At 42.2% G+C, this 20572-nt stretch carries 17 protein-coding genes; 1 reads left to right on the top strand and 16 read right to left on the bottom strand.

All coding sequences use genetic code 11. From position 1 onward, the window contains the following. Positions 1-102 precede the first annotated feature (102 nt). A complete protein-coding gene (rpsT, locus tag A0O21_RS04740) occupies positions 103-354 on the top strand; it encodes a 30S ribosomal protein S20 (RefSeq protein ID WP_082854412.1) in 252 nt (83 codons plus the stop codon). Positions 355-404: 50 nt separating this feature from the next. Here rpsT and A0O21_RS04745 read toward each other — a convergent pair whose 3' ends face one another. The 16 genes from A0O21_RS04745 to A0O21_RS04820 all read right to left on the bottom strand — a co-directional run bounded on the left by A0O21_RS04745 (position 405) and on the right by A0O21_RS04820 (position 20229). Beyond that, positions 405-1754 carry a sensor histidine kinase gene (locus A0O21_RS04745; RefSeq protein WP_067062086.1) on the bottom strand — a complete coding sequence of 450 codons (1350 nt, stop codon included), beginning with the start codon at positions 1752-1754 and terminating at the stop codon, positions 405-407. Beyond that, positions 1744-2418 (bottom strand): response regulator transcription factor, encoded by a 675-nt coding sequence (locus A0O21_RS04750; RefSeq protein ID WP_067062089.1) that lies wholly within the window; start codon positions 2416-2418, stop codon positions 1744-1746. The genes A0O21_RS04745 and A0O21_RS04750 overlap by 11 nt, the downstream gene beginning before the upstream one ends. Positions 2419-2687: 269 nt before the next feature. Further along, on the bottom strand, positions 2688-5231 hold the full coding sequence (locus tag A0O21_RS04755; RefSeq protein ID WP_067062093.1) for a M1 family metallopeptidase: 2544 nt from the start codon (positions 5229-5231) through the stop codon (positions 2688-2690). Positions 5232-5272: 41 nt separating this feature from the next. Next, on the bottom strand, positions 5273-5926 hold the full coding sequence (gene phoU / locus A0O21_RS04760; protein ID WP_067062096.1) for a phosphate signaling complex protein PhoU: 654 nt from the start codon (positions 5924-5926) through the stop codon (positions 5273-5275). A gap of 9 nt (positions 5927-5935) precedes the next feature. Continuing rightward, positions 5936-6694, bottom strand: a complete 759-nt coding sequence (gene pstB, locus A0O21_RS04765; protein WP_067062099.1) for a phosphate ABC transporter ATP-binding protein PstB — start codon at positions 6692-6694, stop codon at positions 5936-5938. 11 nt (positions 6695-6705) lie between these two features. Beyond that, on the bottom strand, positions 6706-7509 hold the full coding sequence (pstB, locus tag A0O21_RS04770) for a phosphate ABC transporter ATP-binding protein PstB (protein ID WP_067062101.1): 804 nt from the start codon (positions 7507-7509) through the stop codon (positions 6706-6708). Positions 7510-8039: 530 nt separating this feature from the next. Next, positions 8040-8927: a phosphate ABC transporter permease PstA gene (gene pstA, locus A0O21_RS04775; RefSeq protein ID WP_067062104.1), complete on the bottom strand. Its 888-nt coding sequence runs from the start codon at positions 8925-8927 to the stop codon at positions 8040-8042. Further along, entirely contained in the window at positions 8917-9852 is a 936-nt protein-coding gene (gene pstC, locus A0O21_RS04780) for a phosphate ABC transporter permease subunit PstC (protein ID WP_067065138.1), read from the bottom strand. Before pstC ends, pstA begins: the two co-directional genes overlap by 11 nt. A gap of 101 nt (positions 9853-9953) precedes the next feature. Beyond that, positions 9954-10826 carry a phosphate ABC transporter substrate-binding protein PstS family protein gene (locus A0O21_RS04785; protein WP_067062108.1) on the bottom strand — a complete coding sequence of 291 codons (873 nt, stop codon included), beginning with the start codon at positions 10824-10826 and terminating at the stop codon, positions 9954-9956. A 132-nt stretch (positions 10827-10958) separates the two neighbouring features. Then, a complete protein-coding gene (locus tag A0O21_RS04790; protein ID WP_067062111.1) occupies positions 10959-12269 on the bottom strand; it encodes an RsmF rRNA methyltransferase first C-terminal domain-containing protein in 1311 nt (436 codons plus the stop codon). A gap of 32 nt (positions 12270-12301) precedes the next feature. Further along, positions 12302-13060, bottom strand: coding sequence for an inositol monophosphatase family protein (locus tag A0O21_RS04795; protein WP_067062114.1), 759 nt, complete (start codon positions 13058-13060; stop codon positions 12302-12304). Next, complete coding sequence (locus A0O21_RS04800) at positions 13050-13328, bottom strand: UPF0223 family protein (protein WP_067062116.1); 279 nt, start codon at positions 13326-13328, stop codon at positions 13050-13052. The genes A0O21_RS04795 and A0O21_RS04800 overlap by 11 nt, the downstream gene beginning before the upstream one ends. Then, positions 13321-13734, bottom strand: a complete 414-nt coding sequence (locus tag A0O21_RS04805) for a Spx/MgsR family RNA polymerase-binding regulatory protein (protein WP_067062119.1) — start codon at positions 13732-13734, stop codon at positions 13321-13323. The genes A0O21_RS04800 and A0O21_RS04805 overlap by 8 nt, the downstream gene beginning before the upstream one ends. 43 nt (positions 13735-13777) lie before the next feature. Continuing rightward, a complete protein-coding gene (locus A0O21_RS04810) occupies positions 13778-14710 on the bottom strand; it encodes a bifunctional riboflavin kinase/FAD synthetase (RefSeq protein WP_067062122.1) in 933 nt (310 codons plus the stop codon). A 17-nt stretch (positions 14711-14727) separates the two neighbouring features. Then, positions 14728-15612 (bottom strand): tRNA pseudouridine(55) synthase TruB, encoded by an 885-nt coding sequence (gene truB, locus A0O21_RS04815; protein WP_067062124.1) that lies wholly within the window; start codon positions 15610-15612, stop codon positions 14728-14730. 93 nt (positions 15613-15705) lie between these two features. After that, positions 15706-20229: a glycoside hydrolase family 70 protein gene (locus A0O21_RS04820; RefSeq protein WP_082854413.1), complete on the bottom strand. Its 4524-nt coding sequence runs from the start codon at positions 20227-20229 to the stop codon at positions 15706-15708. Positions 20230-20572 lie beyond the last annotated feature (343 nt).

A 20572-nucleotide genomic window follows, 5' to 3' on the forward strand; every position in this document is an offset into this window, starting at 1 on the left:
CTGTTCCAAAACCATGGTGTTTTAAAGACAACTATAATCTTTTAAGGGATTTAAACTTGCCAAATAAGAGGAAATTCTATATAATAATGTAGTTAGATTAATTTGGAGGTGAAACCATTGGCAAATATCAAATCAGCTATCAAACGTGCTGAGCTGAACGTCAAGCAAAATAAGAGAAATACTGCTCAAAAATCAGCAATGCGTACAGCCATCAAAGCGTTTGAAGCTAATCCGACTGAAGAACTTTATCGTGCGGCTTCTTCAAGCATTGATAAAGCTAAGTCAAAGGGCTTGATTCATAAAAATAAAGCCAGCCGTGATAAAGCACGTCTTGCCCGCAGACTGGCTAATTAAGGGATAAATAAAGACTAAAAAACGACAGAAATTTAAATTTCTGTCGTTTTTTATAATTTGACTTCAAAAACAGTACCCTGCGGCGGATTGTCTTTTACTGTAATTGTCCCTTTAAGTGCATCAACAATCTGTTTAGCTAAAGAGAGCCCCAGGCCAAAACCGCCGCTTTGCCGTGTTCTTGCCTTATCTACACGGTAAAACCGGTCGAAAATTTTCGTTTTATCGTCATCACTAATTCCCGGACCGTTATCAGCAATCTGAATCAGCAAGTGCTTATCAGGGCTCTGTTTTACGGTAAGAACAATTTTGCCGTCTTGACCAGTATACTTAATTGCATTATCAAATAAAATGGTCAGAAGCTGCCTCAAAAGAGGTTTATCTGATTTTACTGCCTTGGTTAATTCATTGATACCGGTAAAGTCTTTTTGATTTTCCTCAGCGATTAAACTGTAATTATCAAAAAGATCATCGAAAAAAGCAGGGGCTAATTCTTGAATTTCAGGAGTCAGCCCATCATCTCTGCGTGCTAAATTCAGGAGATTAGTCGTTAAAAGCCGCATGCTGCGAACTTCGTCAAGGCTTGAAGCGATGTTCTCACTGTTTTCAAGAATGGTCGATTCAGGTTTCCTAAACAAACTTTCTAAACGGTTCTGCAGGACAGCAAGCGGGGTTCGCAGTTCATGGCTGGCGTTTTCAACAAAAGCTTTTTGCTTCTCATAATTTTCTAAAATCGGCTTGCGGCTCCATTTAGCCAGATACACACTGGCTAAAACAGAAATAATCCAAAAAATGACCATGACAACAACAATAATTTTGATATAGCGTGAGTTGGCATCTCCCAGCTGCGTCGTATTAATGGCTATTGTAAGATAAGCTGCTTCAGGATAGTCTATGCTGGATACAGCTACTGTGATAAGATGGTATTTTTCATTATGTCCAGAATAATTTTCAATTGCTACCTCTTTCACCTGCCCCAGCTTATCGCTGTCGAGTTTTAAAGTCTGCAGGCCGGAAAATGTATTGAGGTTGTTTAAAATAGAACCGTCACTGTCATAAACAATATAGCTTGTATTGGCAGCCATTTCCGTTCCAGGTTTCAGTTTAAAATCGCTCTTGCTGCTGTTTTTCTCCGAAGAAGGATTTTCTGAGGAAGGGGAATCATCCGCAAAAGCCTCCTCCAGTTCGTCTAAGAGGGTCCGTGACATCGTCATCGACACATAGGCATCTGCATTAGCCACTGCGCCCTGCAAATTGCTGTCCACAGAAGAATAAACGCCCACACGCATAACCTGTAAGATGATAACAGTCATTACCAGAAAGATCCCTGTAAATACAGAAAAGAAATGAATAAAGAAAGAAAAATCCCCGGACCTTACTTTCCTTCTTAATTTACTCAGCATTTTTCAGTATATACCCCACACTGCGCAATGTTTGTAGATTTTTAGCAAAAGTTGTTCCCTTTAACTTTTTACGGATTTTTGAAACATACACCTCTACAACTGAAATCGTTGTATCACTGTCAAATCCCCAAATTCGGTCAAAAATCTGTGACTTCGGCAGAATAACATTCTTATTCTGCAAAAAATAGACCAATAAATCAAACTCCTTGCCCAGCAGTTCAACCTCTTCTCCCTTGACTAGAGTGGTGTTAGTTGAGGTATCAACTGACAGTTCAGCATAGGAAAGGACCTTTTCATTGAACTTCCCGGAACGTTTTAATAAAGCCTGGATGCGCATTTTTAGCTCTTCAAGGTAAAAAGGTTTTGTCAGATAGTCATCTGCACCTAGTTCAAAACCATGTCCCTTGTCATCAAGCCCCTCTTTAGCAGTCATAATAAGAACCGGTGTTGCTACTCCTTTTTCCCGCAGCTCTTTTAAAACTTGAAAACCGTTTTTTTCCGGCAGCATCAAATCTAATAAAATAAGATCATAAACCCCGCTCTCAGCTTCATAGATCCCTTCTTCACCATCAAAAACCTGCATAACATCAGCAAAATCGTCTAAAAAATCAAACACTGAATTAGACAGGCCCAAATCATCTTCAACAAGCAATATCTTAATCATCATTCTACTCCTTTTTGCATTCTCATTATAACACCCTAAACACCTTTTCGTCCATATCCAGTTTGAGTGTTTACCTGTAATAGAGCATTCCTTACTTATCGTTTCTATTAAGGGTTAGGTCAAGTCTATCATTTTAAGCTTAACCGTTTCTAAAAAATAAGACAGCCCTCCGCCTGATAACTGCGGCAAAAAGACTGTCAGTTTTTTTAAATGTAAAGAGACCGCTTCAATAGAAAATGACTAATACTTAGGATTCTGAAAGAAAAAGCTCAATGCGTTTCCTGAATAGCTTGTTCGACTGCAAACCTTTCCTTTTCAATCAAGGCTATCCGTGCGGAGATTTCTTTAATTCCCAGGCTGATATTGCGGCTGATGGACAAATCCCCCAGCTGCGGTTCAAAGAAACTGCGGTATTCTTCCAAACGTTCCTGTGTTTTAAAGTGGTTGGCCGGATAGATAACAAACTTATCAAAGCTCATATCACCACCCAGAGCCATCTTAATCCAATCCCAGTTTTCTCTGGCCCATACCCAAAATGGTTCTTGCGTATAGTCTTTATTCAGGAAAGGATTATACCAGCTTATGGCCAAGTCCTGGGGTTTTACAAGATTTTTATTCTTTAATTCAGATAAAATTCTCTCAACAGTTGCCTGCGATTTTGTATAAGAGAGCGCAACTGCCAGCTGATGCTTGAAATGACCATCATTAGTCTGTCTATAGGCTTGCAGATAGCTGTCTGCCAAATCCTGTGTTTCGGCCGTCTTCATCTGATTGATCAAAACGGATAAACGAATGGAAGCCGGAATGGTTTCAAGTTTATCGCTATGAGCGGCAAAGATATCCTTAGCCTTAGCGACAGCATCAGGATTATCAGCGCGAAGAATCTGTGAGACTGTCAGCTGGCGTACCAGCTCATCTTCGTCAGTATCTGTTTCTTTTGGTTCAAAACCGAGACGGACATAATTCTGCCAGGCAATTTTTTCAATCAAGGTCTTAAAATCATTTTCAGTCTGGCTGCCTTCATCAATAAACTGCTCTAATCCAGACAGCACCTGATCAATTGCAGAAGCAACAAGATAGGATCTTTCGTCAGTTAGCTGAGTCAAAAGCGGGATAAGCTCAGCATAAGATACCTCACCGCTTTCTGCCAGAAGCCGTCTTTCCTGAATGAGCTGCAGCTTAGTGTGGGTTTCTAATGTAGTTAATTGCTCTACAAGATCTGTAAGCAGCCCTCCCTTGTAATTCGTCAGGTAATGGGCTGTATTTCCTGTATTAAATCGCAAAGCCCCCTCGTTTTGTGCTGCTAAAGCTTTAAAATGAGGAATTTCAATTCTTTCTTCGGTTAAGGTATCGGGCAGCCCTTGCCAATTGCTGTTGAGCGGTATCGGCCAAATACGACCTTTGTCCTGATGTTGGCCGATAAAAAATTGCTTTTGTGAAAGAACCAGACTGTCATCAATCACCTCAGCAGTAAGTAACGGGTAGCCAGGCTGCTCCAGCCAAGCATCCATAAAACCGGCAACATCTCTGCCTGATGTTTCTGCCAGAGCTTCCCATAAATCGCGTCCGACTGTATTGCTGTACTGATGTCTGTCAAAATAGCTGTTCAGTCCAGCCGCAAACTGCTCATCTCCCAGCCAGCGCCGAAGCATGTGCATCAGACGGCTTCCTTTGGCATAAACAATAGCAGGATCAAAGAGCGTGTTAATCTCGTCCGGATGATGAACTTCAACATGGACAGACTGAACACCATCTGTGGCATCGCGTTTTAAAGCAAGCGGCACACCTGTTGTTTGAAAATCTTCAAAAATATTCCAAGTGGGTTCAAGAGCGTCAATAGCGACGTATTCCATCATGTTGGCAAAACTTTCGTTAAGCCATAAGTCATCCCACCACTTCATTGTAACAAGATTGCCAAACCATTGATGAGCCAGCTCATGAGCAATGACTAAGGCAACATTCTGCCGGCTTTTAACAGTTGAATTCTCATCAACTAAAAGGTAAATTTCACGATAAGTCACCAAGCCCCAGTTTTCCATAGCACCGGCCGAGAAATCAGGCAAGGCAAGGTGATAGGACTGCGGCAGAGGATAAGATATACCGTAGTAATCTTCGTAAAACTCAATAAGCCGAACGGCAAAATCAAGAGCAAAAGTCAAGGATTGAGCCGAATGCACTTTTGTAGCAAAGACTCCAACTTCTGTCCCTCTTTGCGTTTTAGCTGTAGCTCTCTGCAAATCCCCCAGAGCAAAAGCTAATAAATAGGAGGACATTCGAGGGGTTGTCTCAAAAGTCCACAAACCCGTTTCCTGTCGAAGATCAACATTGATTTCCGGCATGTTGGCAATCGCCACTTCTCCTGCTTCCTGATCAAACTTGAGACTCAGATTAAAAGTTGCTTTTGCTTCCGGTTCATCAATGCTCGGAAAAACCTCACGGGCAAAATGGCTTTCAAACTGGGTAGAGATAATCTCTTTTTGAAGACCGTCAATGGTATAATAAGACGGGTACATACCAGTCATATTGTCTGTGATCCGGCCCGAAAACTCAAGTACCAAGGTCATACTGCCGGTTTCCGGAAGCTGAACATGCACCGCTTCGTTTGCCTGATCCATTTCAAATACCAAGGGCGCATTATCAAGCAGAATAGCTGTAATTGCCAAATCCTTTTGGTGAAAAGAGATCGTGTTATCTAAGGCTTCTCCGCTGATAGCAACATTTCCTGAGAAAATTCTTTCTTTGCGGCTAATATCTAGAAAAATATTATAATTTTCAGGGATAAACTTTTCAACAAAGTGTTCTACTGTTTCCATAAATCTACTCTATTTCTATATTAAACTGTCCTTCTATTTTATCATAATTCAACGATTTTGCCGGTTTTCAGATAAACAATCCATTCACAGATATTGCGGGCATAATCACCAATACGTTCCAGATACATCAAAACCTGAAAATATTCTTTGCCGGCAAACACAACATCGGGCGATTTGCGGATTTCTTCCACCGCTAAATTTTGGATATCAATAAAATGATTGTCAATAATTTCATCGGAAGCAGCGATTTCATAAGCCTTTTTGTCATCACCTTGAATATAAGCGTTCAAAGCTTCTTCTACCATGCGTTTAACAGCTTTGCCCATCTCATTGATTTTCTCTTCAACAACCGTGATTCTTTCCTCACCCTTCATCCGGATGGTTGCTTTAGCAATAGAGGAAGCATGGTCTCCCATACGCTCAATATCACTGGAGGCTTTTAAAACAGTGATAACTGTTCTCAAATCATGGGAAACCGGCTGCTGCAAGGCAATAATTTCCAGTGATTTTCTTTCTAGTTTTGTCTCCAGTTCATTAATAATATCATCTTCTTCGATAATCTCTTTAGCCAATTCACGATCATGGCTGACAAAAGCCCGGACAGTTTTATTAATCTGTCCGGAAACCTCTATCCCCATGGAATAAAATTGATTGTGCAGTTTTTCCAGTTCTTCATCAAACTTTGTTCTTAACATTAACTTCTCCTATCCAAATTTTCCTGTAATATAGTCTTCTGTTTCCTGTTTTTGCGGATTCAGGAACATTTCCTTAGTGTCACCGTATTCGATTAAATCGCCCGAAAGGAAAAATCCGGTACGGTTAGAAATGCGTGAAGCCTGCTGCATGGAACGGGTAACAACAATCATTGTATATTTATCCTTAAGGCCGTAAAGCGTATCCTCTATCTTTCCCGCCGAAATCGGATCCAGAGCCGATGTCGGCTCATCCATAAGGATAACCTTTGCACTGGTCGCTAAAACTCTGGCGATACAGACCCGCTGCTGCTGGCCTCCTGATAAGCTCAGAGCTGAATCATGAAGCCTGTCTTTTACCTCGTCCCATATTGAAGCACCTTGCAGAGAGCTCTCAACAGCTTCATCCAATGTCTGCTTATTTTTTACACCTTTTAACCGCAAACCGTAAACAACATTTTCATAGATGGTCATAGGGAAGGGATTTGGCTGCTGAAAGACCATGCCGATTTCTTTGCGCAGCTCTACAGTATCTGTTCTCGGACTGTAAATATTGTGGCCGTTATATTCGATTGACCCTGTCAGGGTGACCTCAGGATTGAGATCGCCCATTCTGTTAATTGCGCGTAAAAGAGTTGATTTTCCTGAACCTGAAGGCCCTATGAGAGAAGTAATTTCATTAGGATAGAAATCCAGCGAAACGTTTTTTAAAGCCTTTTTTTCATTATAATAAACAGACAAATCATTGATTTTTAAAATTGGTTCTGTCATTTCTTACCTTTCTATCCAAAGTGTCCGGAAACATAATCGCTGGTAGAACGTAATTTAGCATTTTGGAAGACATCATTGGTTTTGTCGTATTCAATTAAGTCTCCCAGATAAAAGAAGGCTGTATAATCACTGGCACGGGCTGCTTGCTGCATATTATGCGTCACAATGATGATGGTATAGTCTTTCCTCAGTTCAAACATTGTTTCTTCCAGCTGCACAGTAGCAATAGGATCCAGAGCTGAAGCCGGCTCGTCCATAAGAAGAATATCAGGTTTAACAGAAATAGCACGGGCAATGCAGAGGCGCTGCTGTTGACCGCCAGAAAGCATCAGGGCCGATTTATGTAAATCATCCTTAACCTGATCCCAAAGCGCTGCCTGCTTTAATGACGTTTCAACAATTTCGTCTAAAACATGTTTATCTTTAACGCCAGCACGTTCATGCGCAAACGTGATATTTTTATAGACTGATTTGGCAAAAGGATTGGGACGCTGAAAGACCATACCGATATGCTTGCGCATCTCGTAAACATTGATTTCAGGCCGGTTGACATCAATCCCTTCATAAAGTACCTCACCTGTCACCCGAGCAATATCGATCGTATCATTCATGCGGTTAAGACTGCGCAGATAGGTTGATTTCCCTGAACCTGAAGGTCCGATGAGAGCTGTAATTTTATTTTTTTCAAATTGCATGTCTATACCTTTAATCGACTCATTATTACCGTAGTAAACATGCAGATTTTTTGTTTCTAAAGCAATTTTATCCTGAGAAAAAGTGATAATGTGCTTTTCATTCCAATTATATTCAGTCACTGCTTTTCTCCTTAAAGCAAGATATAAAGCCCGTTAAGAATGCATCTGAAAATAGGGGCCTAGTCCGATGTATCGGCTTCGAAACACAAGGCTGGGAGATCCTTTTTCTGAGCTTTTCAGGGCGTGTCCAATTCAGCAAGATACAAAGCCCATTTAAAAATCCATAGGAAAATGGCGGTAAGTCCGAAATCTATGATTTAGCAGACGCACCCCTGCCAGGACGACTAGAAAGGTGCGGTCGGCTGTTAAGACGACAAAACTTTCAGACGGCTACGGCTGGCGGTAAGTCCGAAATCTATGATTTAGCAGACGCACCCCTGCCAGGACGACTAGAAAGGTGCGGTCGGCTGTTAAGACGACAAAACTTTCAGACGGCTACGGCTGGCGGTAAGTCCGAAATCTATGATTTAGCAGACGCACCCCTGCCAAGACGACTAGGATTGTTTAGCTATATACTTGCATCACGCTGACAGGTATCGTTTTCATTAGGATTTCAGGGAATGTTCAGTTCTTTCCGAAATGAACTCTAATTAAGAAGCTGAGGTTAACTTTTCATGAAGCTTTCTGCCGATGAATCGGGCCGAGAGATTGAAAAGTAAAATAAAGACCAGCAAAACTGCGGCGCTACCTTCTGAGACCTGAGTAGCATCAGGAATCGTCCCCTCACTGTTGACCTTCCAAATATGGACAGCCAAGGTCTCTGACTGGCGGAAAATGGAAATCGGACTGGTGATACTGAGGGGATTCCAATTAGACCAGTCCAAAGCAGGTGCAGACTGACCGGCAGTGTAAATCAGCGCAGCAGCCTCACCGAAAATACGGCCTGAAGCAAGGACAATTCCTGTAACAATTCCCGGAAGTGCTTCTGGCACAACCACATGAAGCACGGTCTCCCACCGCGAAATTCCTAAAGCAAGACCGGCTTCCCGCTGAGTGTGGTGCACAGTCCGCAGGCTGTCTTCAACATTTCGTGTCATCATCGGAAGATTAAAAACAGTTAAAGCGAGAGCTCCGGAAATAATTGAAAAACCATAACCAAATTGAACGACAAAAATCAGATAGCCGAAAAGCCCGACAACAACCGAAGGCAGTGAAGATAGTATCTCAATACAAGTCCTGATAAAATTTATTACCGGTCCTTTTTTAGCGTACTCTGCCAAATAAATCCCGGCTCCCATCGACAGCGGCACTGAGATGATAAGTGTCACCACCAGCAGAAAGAAAGAATTATAGAGCTGAATGCCAATGCCGCCGCCGGCTTCATAAGAAGAGGAACGGCCTGTTAAAAACTGCCAGTTGACATTGGGTAAGCCCCGAACAAGAATATAAAGCAATAAGGAAGTAAGGATAATAACAATAATAGCAGCGATTGTATAGAGAACCCCTGTAGCTAATTTGTCGATTTTTTTAGCGTGCATAGTTTTTCTTACCTTCCCTTGTAATCATTTTAATCAAAGTATTAAAAGCCAGACTCATCAGCAGCAATACTAAAGCCAGTGACCACAGAACATTATTTTCAACGGTCCCCATAACAGTATTCCCAATCCCCATAGTCAGGACTGAAGTCAGGGTTGCTGCCGGAGTGACAAGCGAAGTCGGCATAACAGCAGAGTTACCAACAACCATTTGAATCGCTAAAGCCTCACCAAAAGCACGGGCCATACCGAAAACAACAGCTGTAAAAATGCCGGGTCTGGCTGCATTTAAAATAACCCGCCAGATTGTTTGCCAGCGTGTAGCCCCCATAGCAAGACTGGCTTCTTTATAATGTCTGGGAACAGCTTTAAGGCTGTCAACTGTCATAAAAGTTACGGTCGGCAAAATCATCACAAAAAGGACAAAAACACCTGACAGAATGCCAAAGCCCGTTCCGCCAAAAATCGAACGAACAAAAGGAACAATCACCTGCAAACCGATAAAGCCATAAACGACTGAGGGGATGCCGACAAGCAGTTCAACGGCTGGCTGTAATATTTTTGCTCCGTATTTAGGTGAAATCTCTGTCATAAAGACTGCAGCGCCAATTGCAAAGGGTGTAGCAATCAAGGCTGACAGAATGGTGACAATAAAGGAACCCAAAATCATTGGCAGAGCTCCCAGCAGCGGCTGACCGGAAGCATCTTTAACATTGGGCTGCCACTGCGTTCCAAAAAGAAATTTGAAAGGATTGATTTTATTGACAAAAAATGTAGACAGTCCTTTCTGCGCTACAAAAATCAAAATCATAGCGACAATAAAGACAATTAATATTAAACAAAGAAAGGTGATCGTTTTGCCCAATTTTTCTAAACGGGAATTCTTAGAAGGGGACACCAGCTTTTTAGCAAGCTCTTGTTTTTGCATAGTTAACTCCTCATAAAAGATATTAACGCCTTTAACAGGAAAAAGATGAATTGAATCTATCGCAAGTTCTTCTATCATTCACTTGCCTTGGCTTAAAACTGTCACTTAGGCCGGACGGTTCCATCGGCACTTTTGACAACCTTCATGTCATTCATGGAAATATAGCCCATACTGACAACAATGCCATCTTGAACATCATCCGACATCATGTAGTCTAAAAATTCCTTAGTGAGCCCGGTTGGTTCCCCCTTAGTGTACATATGTTCGTAAGACCAAAGCGGCCAATCGTTAGTTGTAACATTTTCAACTGTAGCTGAAAAACCATTGAGTTTCATACTTTTGACCGAATCATCAACATAAGCAAAAGCCAAGTATGAAATCGCTCCAGGTGTCTGGGAAATAATGCTTTTTACCATACCGTTTGAGTCCTGTTCCTGACTTTGCTGGGCTGATTTCCCATCCATCACAATATTGTCAAAAGTCGAACGTGATCCGGAACTGGCTGCTCGATTAATAACTGAGATCTCCAAATCCTTTCCGCCCACCTGCTTCCAGTTCGTGTATTCTCCGGTAAAGATTTTTTGCAGCTGTTCTATTGTCAGATCTGAAACATCCACTTCCTTATTGACAATTACAGCCAGGCCTGCAACGCCTACCTGGTGATCGACCAGCTTGCTGGCATCAATACCGTCTTTCTCTTCGGCAAAAACATCACTATTGCCAATTTGCACAGCCCCGGACTGAACCTGAGACAGGCCTGTACCGGATCCGCCACCTTGGACATTAACCGTTTTGCCGATATTAATATGCGAAAACTCATCCGATGCAGCTTCAACTAAAGGCTGCAGAGCCGTCGAACCAACACTGGTTATTGACTGGCCTCGGTCAATCCAGCTGGAACAGGCTGTTAGGATAAACAGGCTGACCCCCGCTAAAGCAAGCAGAGTTAATGTGTGATTCTTTTTTAATTTCATTGGTTCATTCCTATTCATCATTATCAAAAAATCATTTCATGAAGCTAGCATCTTCATACTCAAATAGTAACATAACTGACTGGCCTTTGCAAAGAGCTTTCTTACTTTAAATGAAATTGTATTCAATAACAGTTAAGCATTAAAACGGAGCCCTTTGGGGAAATAATTTTTAACCGTATTATTAACAACTTTTGCAAACCCAAGTCCATTTCCTTTGACACATAACTGGTACCAGCCATTGGGATAGTTTCCTTCTAAGAAAATAATATTTCCCGCAGCATAAGACTTGAACTGTTCTATATCAATTTCAACAGACTGTTCTACGTCATGCTGAGCTAAAGCTAAACCTAAAGCAAAGGAGGGCTCAAAACGCTTTTTCTTAAAAGTCCCTAAATGCAGGCCGTTTCGAGCAATTTTCAAGCCGGACAAATCCGGCAGGCCTAAAGGAAGAAGGTAGAGATGGCTGCCAAATGTCTGGAGAAGTCCCTCTAAAGGGCGCTTTAAGTGTTTAGCTGCAAATTCCTGCCAGAGCGCAAGTTCTTCTCTGTTTAAATTAGACCGGCCTGACCGAACAGGGAATACCTGCTTCTCTCTTTGGTCCTTGAATTTTGCGATAAACTGTCCCTCACCCTTAAAATGATGTGGGTACATACGTGCTGTTTCCGGCAGACCGACACCGCCTGTCATACCATTTATTTTAGGGACATTGACGATACTCAGCGTGTCATACTGCTGTAAAAGCCAGTTGGCTATTTCTTCATTTTCTTCTAAAGACCAGGTGCAGGTTGAATAAACTAAACTTCCGCCGTAGGCCAGCATAGGCATCGCTTCGCTCAAAATTTGTTTTTGGAGTTTTGCATACTCGGCCGGTAAGGTCCTGTGCCAGCGGCGGATAGCTTGAGGTTCTTTTCGGAACATTCCTTCACCGGAACAAGGAGCATCCAAAACGATAAGATCAAAATAATGTTTAAAGGTTTTAGCCAGCTTTCGTACAGATTCATTAGTGACAATGACATTCTGGGCCCCGAAACGCTCAATATTTTCGACAAGACTTTTGCTGCGCTTTGCAGAAATCTCATTGCTGACAAGCAGGCCGGTGTTCCCCAAGTAAGCCAGCAAGTGCGTAGACTTGCCGCCGGGTGCAGCTGCTAAATCTAGAACTTTCATACCTTTTTGCGGAGCCGCTACCTGTCCGACCATCTGAGCAGCAGGCTCTTGTGAATAGACTAAGCCAGTGACATGCTCAGCTGACTTCCCAGAAATTTTGCCATAATGCCCCCACGGTGTATGAGGGATAGCGTGACTAAAATGCTGCTGAGCGGCCTTAAGAGGATTAGTCCGAAAAGCAGAAACGGGTTCTTCTTCCAAACTGGTAAAAAAAGCTTCTGCCTCTTCCCCCAAGATCTGCCGATAGTTTTTAATAAATGATTCAGGTAATCTCATATAAATATATTTTTATATTTCCTCTTGCATTCCTACTTTATAAACTGCTTAATAGCCTTTAATTTTTGCTTAGGAACAAACATAATCATTTGTCTGTTTTTAAAATCAGGCGTCTGTCCGTCAAGGGTCAGCAGCTGATAACCCAGCTTTTCTCCCATAATAAAGGCAGCCGCATAATCCCAAGGCTGAATGAAAGAAAAATAAGCTAATAAACGGCCAGACATCACCTGCGACATACTGATTCCAGCTCCGCCGTAAATGCGGACCCCCAATGTTTGGCGGGCTAGGTCACGGATTCCGTGCACATTCTCAGCAAACATACTGGAATTAGCACTGATTAAGGAGCGATTAAAGGGTTTGTCCTGATAAGGAAGCATTTTTTTATCATTGGCATAAACATCAAACTGTCCGCCTCCAGCATAGAGAACATCCTTTATGACATCATAAATAAGACCAAAGCGACCGACTCCGTCTTCATAGTATGCAATCATAACAGCAAAATTTTCCCCCTGCACAATAAAATTGACGGTGCCATCAATAGGGTCTAAAATCCAAACATGACCGTCTGTAATAGGATGTCGGACACCGTTCTCTTCTGCCATCACATTGTCTTTGGGGTAGGCCGATTTTATTTTGGCAATCAGCAAATCTTGTGCAGCTTTATCCAGATTAGTGACCAGATCATCAAACTGTGTTTTTTCTTCTATTTTGAGCTTTTCAGCCATGGCCGAGCGGATAAACTGTCCAGCTTCCCGAATGATTGTTTTTGCAAATGTAAATTTAGTTTCCAAGAGAAATAAATCCCTTTCCTCTTTCTTTTGCTGCTTTTACAGCCTTGTATATTGAATAGCCGCTGCTTCGTTTAAAGTCACGGTCAATTGTTTTTTCCTGAGCTTTGCTTGTAACAACCTGTTTAAAAGCAGTGTAAGTCTCCAGTAAGGCCGCAGCGGAAACCTTGCTTTCGTAAGCTTTTTCAACTTGATTCAAAAAATAAAGCACTGATATGATTTCTTCAGTGCTCCAGTTTGTATCGAGCGGATAACTATAATTCTTACTCATCTTCTCCCTCAATCTCAGCTCTTATAGTTGCCTGACGCAACTCCTGTTTACGGTAATCCCGCGATAAAAAGGCACGAATCTCATCTTCATTAAAACCAATCTGCATCCGCTTCTTATCCATGATAATTGGGCGGCGCAAAAGACCGGGATTTTCTGCGATCAGCTGAATCAGGGCAGAAACAGACAGTTCATCCACATCAACATCCAGCTTCTGGAAAACTTTTGACCGTCTGGAAATGATGTCTTCTGTCCCATTTTCAGTAAATGATAAAATCTTCAGTAATTCCTCACGACTGAGCGGGCTTGTAATGATATTGTGCTCTTCAAACACAACTTTATGCTTTTTGAGCCAGGTTCGTGCCTTGCGGCAGCTAGTGCAGCTAGGTGATAAAAATAAGGTAACCATTCTTTGCCTCTTAACTATTCCTTACTGATTATTATACAAGATTTTATAGTTCTTGGCTATTCTTTTTCCAAGACAGTGCCTTTTCCTTATCGGAATGCAGCTGAGCTACCAAGGCTTCAGCCCCATCAAACTTAACCATCTCACGGATTTTTTCCAGCCAGATAATCTCAAGCACTTCACCGTAAATATCCTCTTCAAAATCAAAAATATGGGCCTCCAGCCGCAGTTCGGTTCCGCCAAAAGTCATATTTTTGCCAATACTGGTCATGGATCGGTATGTTTTGCCATTAATCAGAACATCGGAAACATAGACACCGTCAGAGGGCAGAAAAGTCCGATCCAAGGGAGCCAGATTTGCTGTCGGAAAGCCGATTGTCCGCCCGCGTGCATCGCCGTGTACAACCAGTCCACGCGTTGAGAAAGTATAACCCAGCAAATCGTTGGCTTCTGATACTGCTCCAGAAGTCAGAAGATTTCGGATACGGGTTGAGCTGACTTTTTCCTGATTTTTCTGAACCTCTTCTACTGTCACAACTTTACCATTAAAGTGCTGCTTCAAAAAGTTTCCGTCAGCACGGTCATGGCCAAATTTGTAGTCAAAACCAATCACAACTGCTTTTGCATGAAAGGCAGCAATATACTGTTCAATAAAGTCTTCTGCCGACAGCTGTGAGAAATGGCTTGTAAAATTCAGCAGATAAAGCTTGTCAACACCATATTCAGCAAACTTCGCATAACGTTTTTGCGGATAAGTCAAATGAAGTAAAAGCTCAGGATTAAAACGCACAAATGCTAAACGAGGCGATTCAGGAAAGGTCAAAACTACGACCTTTAGCGAATCGCGCGCTGCGATTTCTTTTGCCTTTTCAAATAAGGCCTTGTGGCCTAAATGCAGGCCGTCAAAATAACCCAAAACAAGGACAGTATCAGCACGCTCATTAATTTCTGTATAATTCTTAATCTCTTGGATTTCCATCTTATTTCCGTTCTAAATTAAACAAAGACCTTATGCGGTTTATATTTTCCTTCATCGTATGCTCTTAAAACAGCCAGCAGCCTATCCTGATAAAAGCCGGCTAAGAGCTTTTCCTGTCTTTCCAGTTGAACTTTGCGCCCATGCGCCAAATCATCAGCCTGTTCCTGATTTAAGTCAACAAAGGGTAAATGTCGCACTCCATACTCTAAGGGGAGTAAAAAGGAAAAATCATTATTTTCGACCTGCTTTTGAATTGCTGAGAGGGTGCGGGCCTCTTCAAGTTCTAAACCTGAAGAGGCTGTCCGTTCAAGAAAAGACATGTGGCTGGCGTATCCTAATGCTGCACCTAAGTCCACTGCTAAAGTCCGGACATAAGTCCCCTTGCTGCATGACAATCTAAATGAAAAAGAACAGGTGCCATCCTCAAAAGTCAGAGGACTTGTGCGGATAAATTCGTAAACAGATACCTGACGCACTGGCCGCTCTACAGTTTCTCCCCTGCGGGCATAATCATACAGTCTGCGGCCTTTAACTTTGACTGCTGAATACATAGGCGGTTTCTGTTCAATACGGCCGATAAAAGTCTGCATAGCCTGATCTACAGTCTTTTCATTTAAGTCGTCTGTCACCGGTGTCCTGTCTACTAGCTGACCGCCGGCATCTTCTGTCGTTGTCGAAAAACCAAGGGTAATCCGACCCTGGTAAACTTTACCGCTATCCATCATATATTCGATAATTCTGGTTGCTTTGCCGACAGCGATTGGTAAAACACCGACAACATCAGGATCAAGCGTTCCGCCATGCCCAATCTTTTTTTCCTGCAATATTTTACGCAGTTTCAAAACAGCATCATTGGAGGTCATGCCTGCTTCTTTTTTCAAATTGATAATTCCAGTAATCATAATTTACATTATAGCTTATTTTTCATTTTTTGCCTACGCTAAAAGGCATTCAGAAAAATCCAAATGCCTTTTAAAGCTTATTTTTTCTAATGTTTAAGGATTATAGATTCCTTCACCATTGCTGTCAAAATAAACAGCTTGGCCATTTGGCATTATAACCCATTGGCTGCGGACCTGTTCGCCGGAGTCAGCATCATAGTAGTTGACCCTCCCAGACGCCAGTCTGACTATATCGCCTTTGACCTGACTGCCATCTGTATTAAAGTACAGACGCTGGCCGTTAATCACTTGCAGACCGGTAAGAGCTTTTCCTTCTGCACCAAAATAATACCAGCTGCCATCAGCGAAAATGAAGGTATTAACAGCCATATCGCCGGAATCAGCATCATAATAATAGTTGTTGCCGTTACTATCAGTAACAAGATTTCCCTTAACCTGACTGCCGTCCTCATTAAAATAGAGAACCTGATTATTGATAATCTGTGGGCCGGTGACAGCATGGCCGTTATTGTCCAGATAATACCAAACATTATTGCCGGTCGTTGCGAAATGACCGCTCACCCTCTCACCTGAATTGGCATCATAATAATAGTTGTTGCCAGTCTCATCTTGGGCAAAATAGCCTTTTACCTGACTGCCGTCCGAGTTAAAGAAAAGGTTCTGTCCGTTAATAACCTGAGAGCCGGTAACAGCATAGCCGTTATTGTCAAAGTAATACCAGACATTGTTACCGGTCGTTGCAAACCGGCCGACTACCAGTTCACCAGAATCAGGATGATAGTAAGAAATCCGTCCGCTGTTATCGCTCACCAGCTGCCCCTTAACTTGGATACCATTTTCATCAAAGTAGAGCCGCTGACCGGCTATTGTCTGTGCTCCTTTGACAGCCCGTCCCTGAGCATTGAAATAATACCAGTTGTTAGCTCCCTGTTTAATAAAGGTATTGACAGTCATGGCGCCTGAATTAGCATCGAAATACCGAATATTGCCGTCTGAATCTGTCACAAGTTCCCCTTTGATTTGATAGCCATTTTCATCAAAATACTGGGTTACCCCATCAATTGTTATGAGACCTCGGGCCATCACACCATTGCTGTCAAAGTAGCGCCATTGATTGTCGAAAGCATAGTAATTATTGGTATACATATCACCCAGTGGACCATAGTAATACTGCTTACCATCATTGTCTTCGTAGACAGCATCACGAAGCTGAGCCCCGTTTGGCAGGAAATAATACTGCTTATTGCCGATCGTCTGCCTGCCGGTAACCATATAGCCGTTTTCATCAAAATAGTAGTAATAACCATTTTCATTGACAAAGGCATTCTTGGCTTGATAGCCGCTTGTAGAGTAGTATGTCATGCCGGTACCATCGTGATAAAATCCAGTCACACCTTCTTGTCCGGTCAGCACTTTAGGCAGGAAGACGCCGTTTTCGTCCAAAGTAAAGTATTTGTTGCTGGCAGCATCCTGCAGCACATAATAAGCGCCACGACCGAGAATATTTGTTCCATTGAAGTATTCAGCCTTCCATTCCGTAATCTTAACGGATGGGTCAATCCGCTGGCCGTTGGAAATTTGAACACGCTCAAAGATTTGCGGATAAGCTGCTGCTAATTCATCTAAGAAGGCACCGCCGTACTGTGCCTGATAATCATCACCGTTTGTTTTGCTGTTAACGACGTAAAGCAGTTCTTTAATGACCGAATCAGTCCGATAGGTTCCAAAATTATTGACCCGTGTTGCTGTCACCACTTCCTGCCCCGGAAGGTTATAGATTTGATCTGGAACCCAGTCGGCAATCACCTGAATACCTTCTCGGTGCAGGGCCTTGATAGCGTTAATCAAATCCTGCTGGGAACCGTATTTATTATTTTTACTCATAGCCAGATCATATCTATCTTCAAAGGCATAACCGTTTAAGATAATAGAATCTAAGAAGGAACCATCTTCAGAAGAGACATACTGCGGTGCCATTTCAAAAGAAGTTACCCCCCATGACTTAAAGAGGTCAACATTTTCTGCAATCAGTTTATTTGTGTACTCGGCATCAGTGGTAACAAAATCCTGAAAATTAGAGAACCCTTCATAAATCAGCTGTGAATCAAGTGCAGCGGACGATTGATACACTTGACCGTTTGATGTTGCTTCATCACTGGCAGCTACACGGACATCTTGATTATCCGGAGCTCCTACCGGCACCCAAACAGCTAAGTAGCCCGAAACCTGAACTTGGCTGTAGCCGGCTATATCGCTGGCATCAAAACTTAAGATGCCATTGTTATCGGTATAGCGAATGAGATCGGAAGGAACTTGGCTGTCATCTAAATAATGAGCCAAACCTGATTCAGTTGTCAATAACAAAGGACGGTAGGCCTGGTTAGCGTGTGCAGCTCCCATATTAACACGGACAAAATCCTGACTGCCGAGCTGTAAATAAGGATTATTGCTGACAATGACCGCTATCCCTTGTGTTCTTGTTTCTTCAGTCCCTAAGTCTGTTGCCTCTTGAGCACCGCTCCCATAACGAACTGAAGTCAGAACGCCGTTATAATCCCATTCCCAGTTTTCCCTGTCTTGACCTTCTACATAAGTTATCGCCATATCCTGACCGCCGGCAACATATTTGATGCGGGCTTTCATTAAGGTTTCAAGAGCATCATAGTAAGGAGATTTATTAGCCATATACTGCCCGTTATCCGTATACATATCGCCGTAATATACTCGAGTAATGGTGTCCTTATTAGTCAGCATCAAAGAATAGGAGGCTGGAATATTGGTTTGCGTGTATTTCTTGTCTGCTGAATTCATATCAGCATTGTAGATTTCAAAGGCCTGTTCCAGCTCAGCTGTTGTAATTCCTGTTAAACCATCAGTGTTGGGATTAATGTAATCATTAATGATTTGACCGATGACGGTCTGTACTTCGCTGTCATGAGCGCGGACAAAGACATAGTTAGCCATCCGTTCAGTGTACTTGCCTTCTGCCGAACGGTCATTTAAAGTTGTCGTGATGGTCGGTTCAAGACCGCTCCTCACCTGTTCCCCGCTTTTTGAATCGGTAATCGGACGGGCGAGGGCATACAAAAGGGCATTGCGCAAGTAATTATCGATAGGGAGCTGAGCTCCGCCAGTATCAAGATTATATTGAGGATCATTATCATTCCAAGCTTCTAAAATGGAAAGATGATTAATCGCATTGGCTTCGCTGGCATCTACATTATAGTAAGCTTTGAAATAGTCAGAAGCAATCTGCAAAAGGTCAGCATTGACATTATCCACGGCATCGATCCGCACACCATCAAAGTTAGCTTCCGGATCATTAGCAACAATAGAGCCGTAGTTCATCAAATAATGCAGCCAATTCAGCTGTTCAGCCTGAACAATAGGATTAGAATTATCAATATCATTAGCTAACAGGAATTCATAGCCGCCTGTAGGATCGTCATCATCTTCAAAATATTTAGGAACCCCTGTCTGATTAGTCGGAGTCCGATTAAGCAGACGGTAATCTGAATTGGCATAGGCGGTTAAATCACTGTTGCTGTATAATAAGGCACCGCCCTGCAAATGATCTTTATTACCTTCAGAGGTATCAGATTCCGTATTTTTATTCCACATATCCTGCTCAATGACAAAAGCATTCATAATAGAACGCAGCCATTCAGATGACTGCTGGGCAGCAATTCTGATTTCAATATTTCTTTGAACCTCCTGTGCTGCTGCTGTTAAACTGGCCTGATCGCTTTCATTCGTATAAGAAACGCCTGTTCCCAAGCCTTGTGTGTTCATATAATTTAAATAAGCCACTTGAATATCTTTACTTGGCCACCAAGTCATTAAAAGCGGACGGTAGTCGCTTTCAGTTGATGCCACCCAAGATTCTCCGTTCTGCAGGATATACTGCGGACGGTACCAGGAATCAGCGGTAATATAGTTATTGATTGTCTCAATACTGGCTGCGTCTTCATTATAAATCTTATTATTGGCATTAAATGTATTAATCAGATCAGACAGCTCTTCTTGAAACCAATAAGCAGAGGATTCAGTCAAGGCTCCTGTTTCCGCATCAAAATAAAGAATTGTTCCGTTTAAACTGATGGCAAAATTTTTCTTGGCTGTCCCGTCTTCCTGAATATAATACTGCTTTCCATCAATCGTTCTGATATTGGTCAGATCAATTTCAGACGCTTCTTGCTCAGTATTTGCAGTCTTTACTGCAGCTTGAACAGCTTGTTCTGTTGTCAAAACAGGCTGATAAGCGGATTCAGGGGTTTGCTGACTTTCTTGAATCTGTGCTTGAACTCCTGCTTCAGCCTCGGATCCTTGTGCAGACTCCTCTTGAGATGATGTCTGCCCAGACAGCTCCTCTGAATTTTCATCTGAGGAAGAAGGAAGAGTTTGTATCGGGCTCTCTTCGTCAGACAAAGAAGGCTCAGACTGTTCTTGACCTTGTTCTGTCTCCAAAGAAGCAGCCGTAACATCTGCTGCAGTTGCTTCATCAGCCTTGATGACACTGCTTTTTCCTCCCAGAGTAAAAACTGCAGCAGCAGTGACAGCAATAACTACCCACTGCTTTTTGACTTTGTGCATTTTGTAATGTGTCTTTTTCTCCATAATGAACCTCCAAATCTTGTTCGAAAAAACGTTTTCCAAACAAGCAACATTCTAACATGACCTGTCAGATTTTATTTTGACAGATGTCTTTTAATTGGATTACATTATTTTGCATTTTTATTTCGCTCTAGACCTTTCGCTTTATGACATTTGAAGGCCCAATGGCTGCTCGAAAAAGAAAACAGGCGAACTTAAAATAACTATCTTATTGTTCTATTTAGCTTCATTTAGCTTCCTCCTTTATTTTGACAAAAAGAAAACAGTGAAAAAAGTTCTATTAAATCTTTCTTCACTGCTAATTCAATTAGTCTTTATATAGGGATATGCTTTATACATTTCTAAA

The sequence above is a fragment of the Streptococcus pantholopis genome, from assembly GCF_001642085.1.
GTDB classification, from domain to species: Bacteria; Bacillota; Bacilli; order Lactobacillales; family Streptococcaceae; genus Streptococcus; species Streptococcus pantholopis.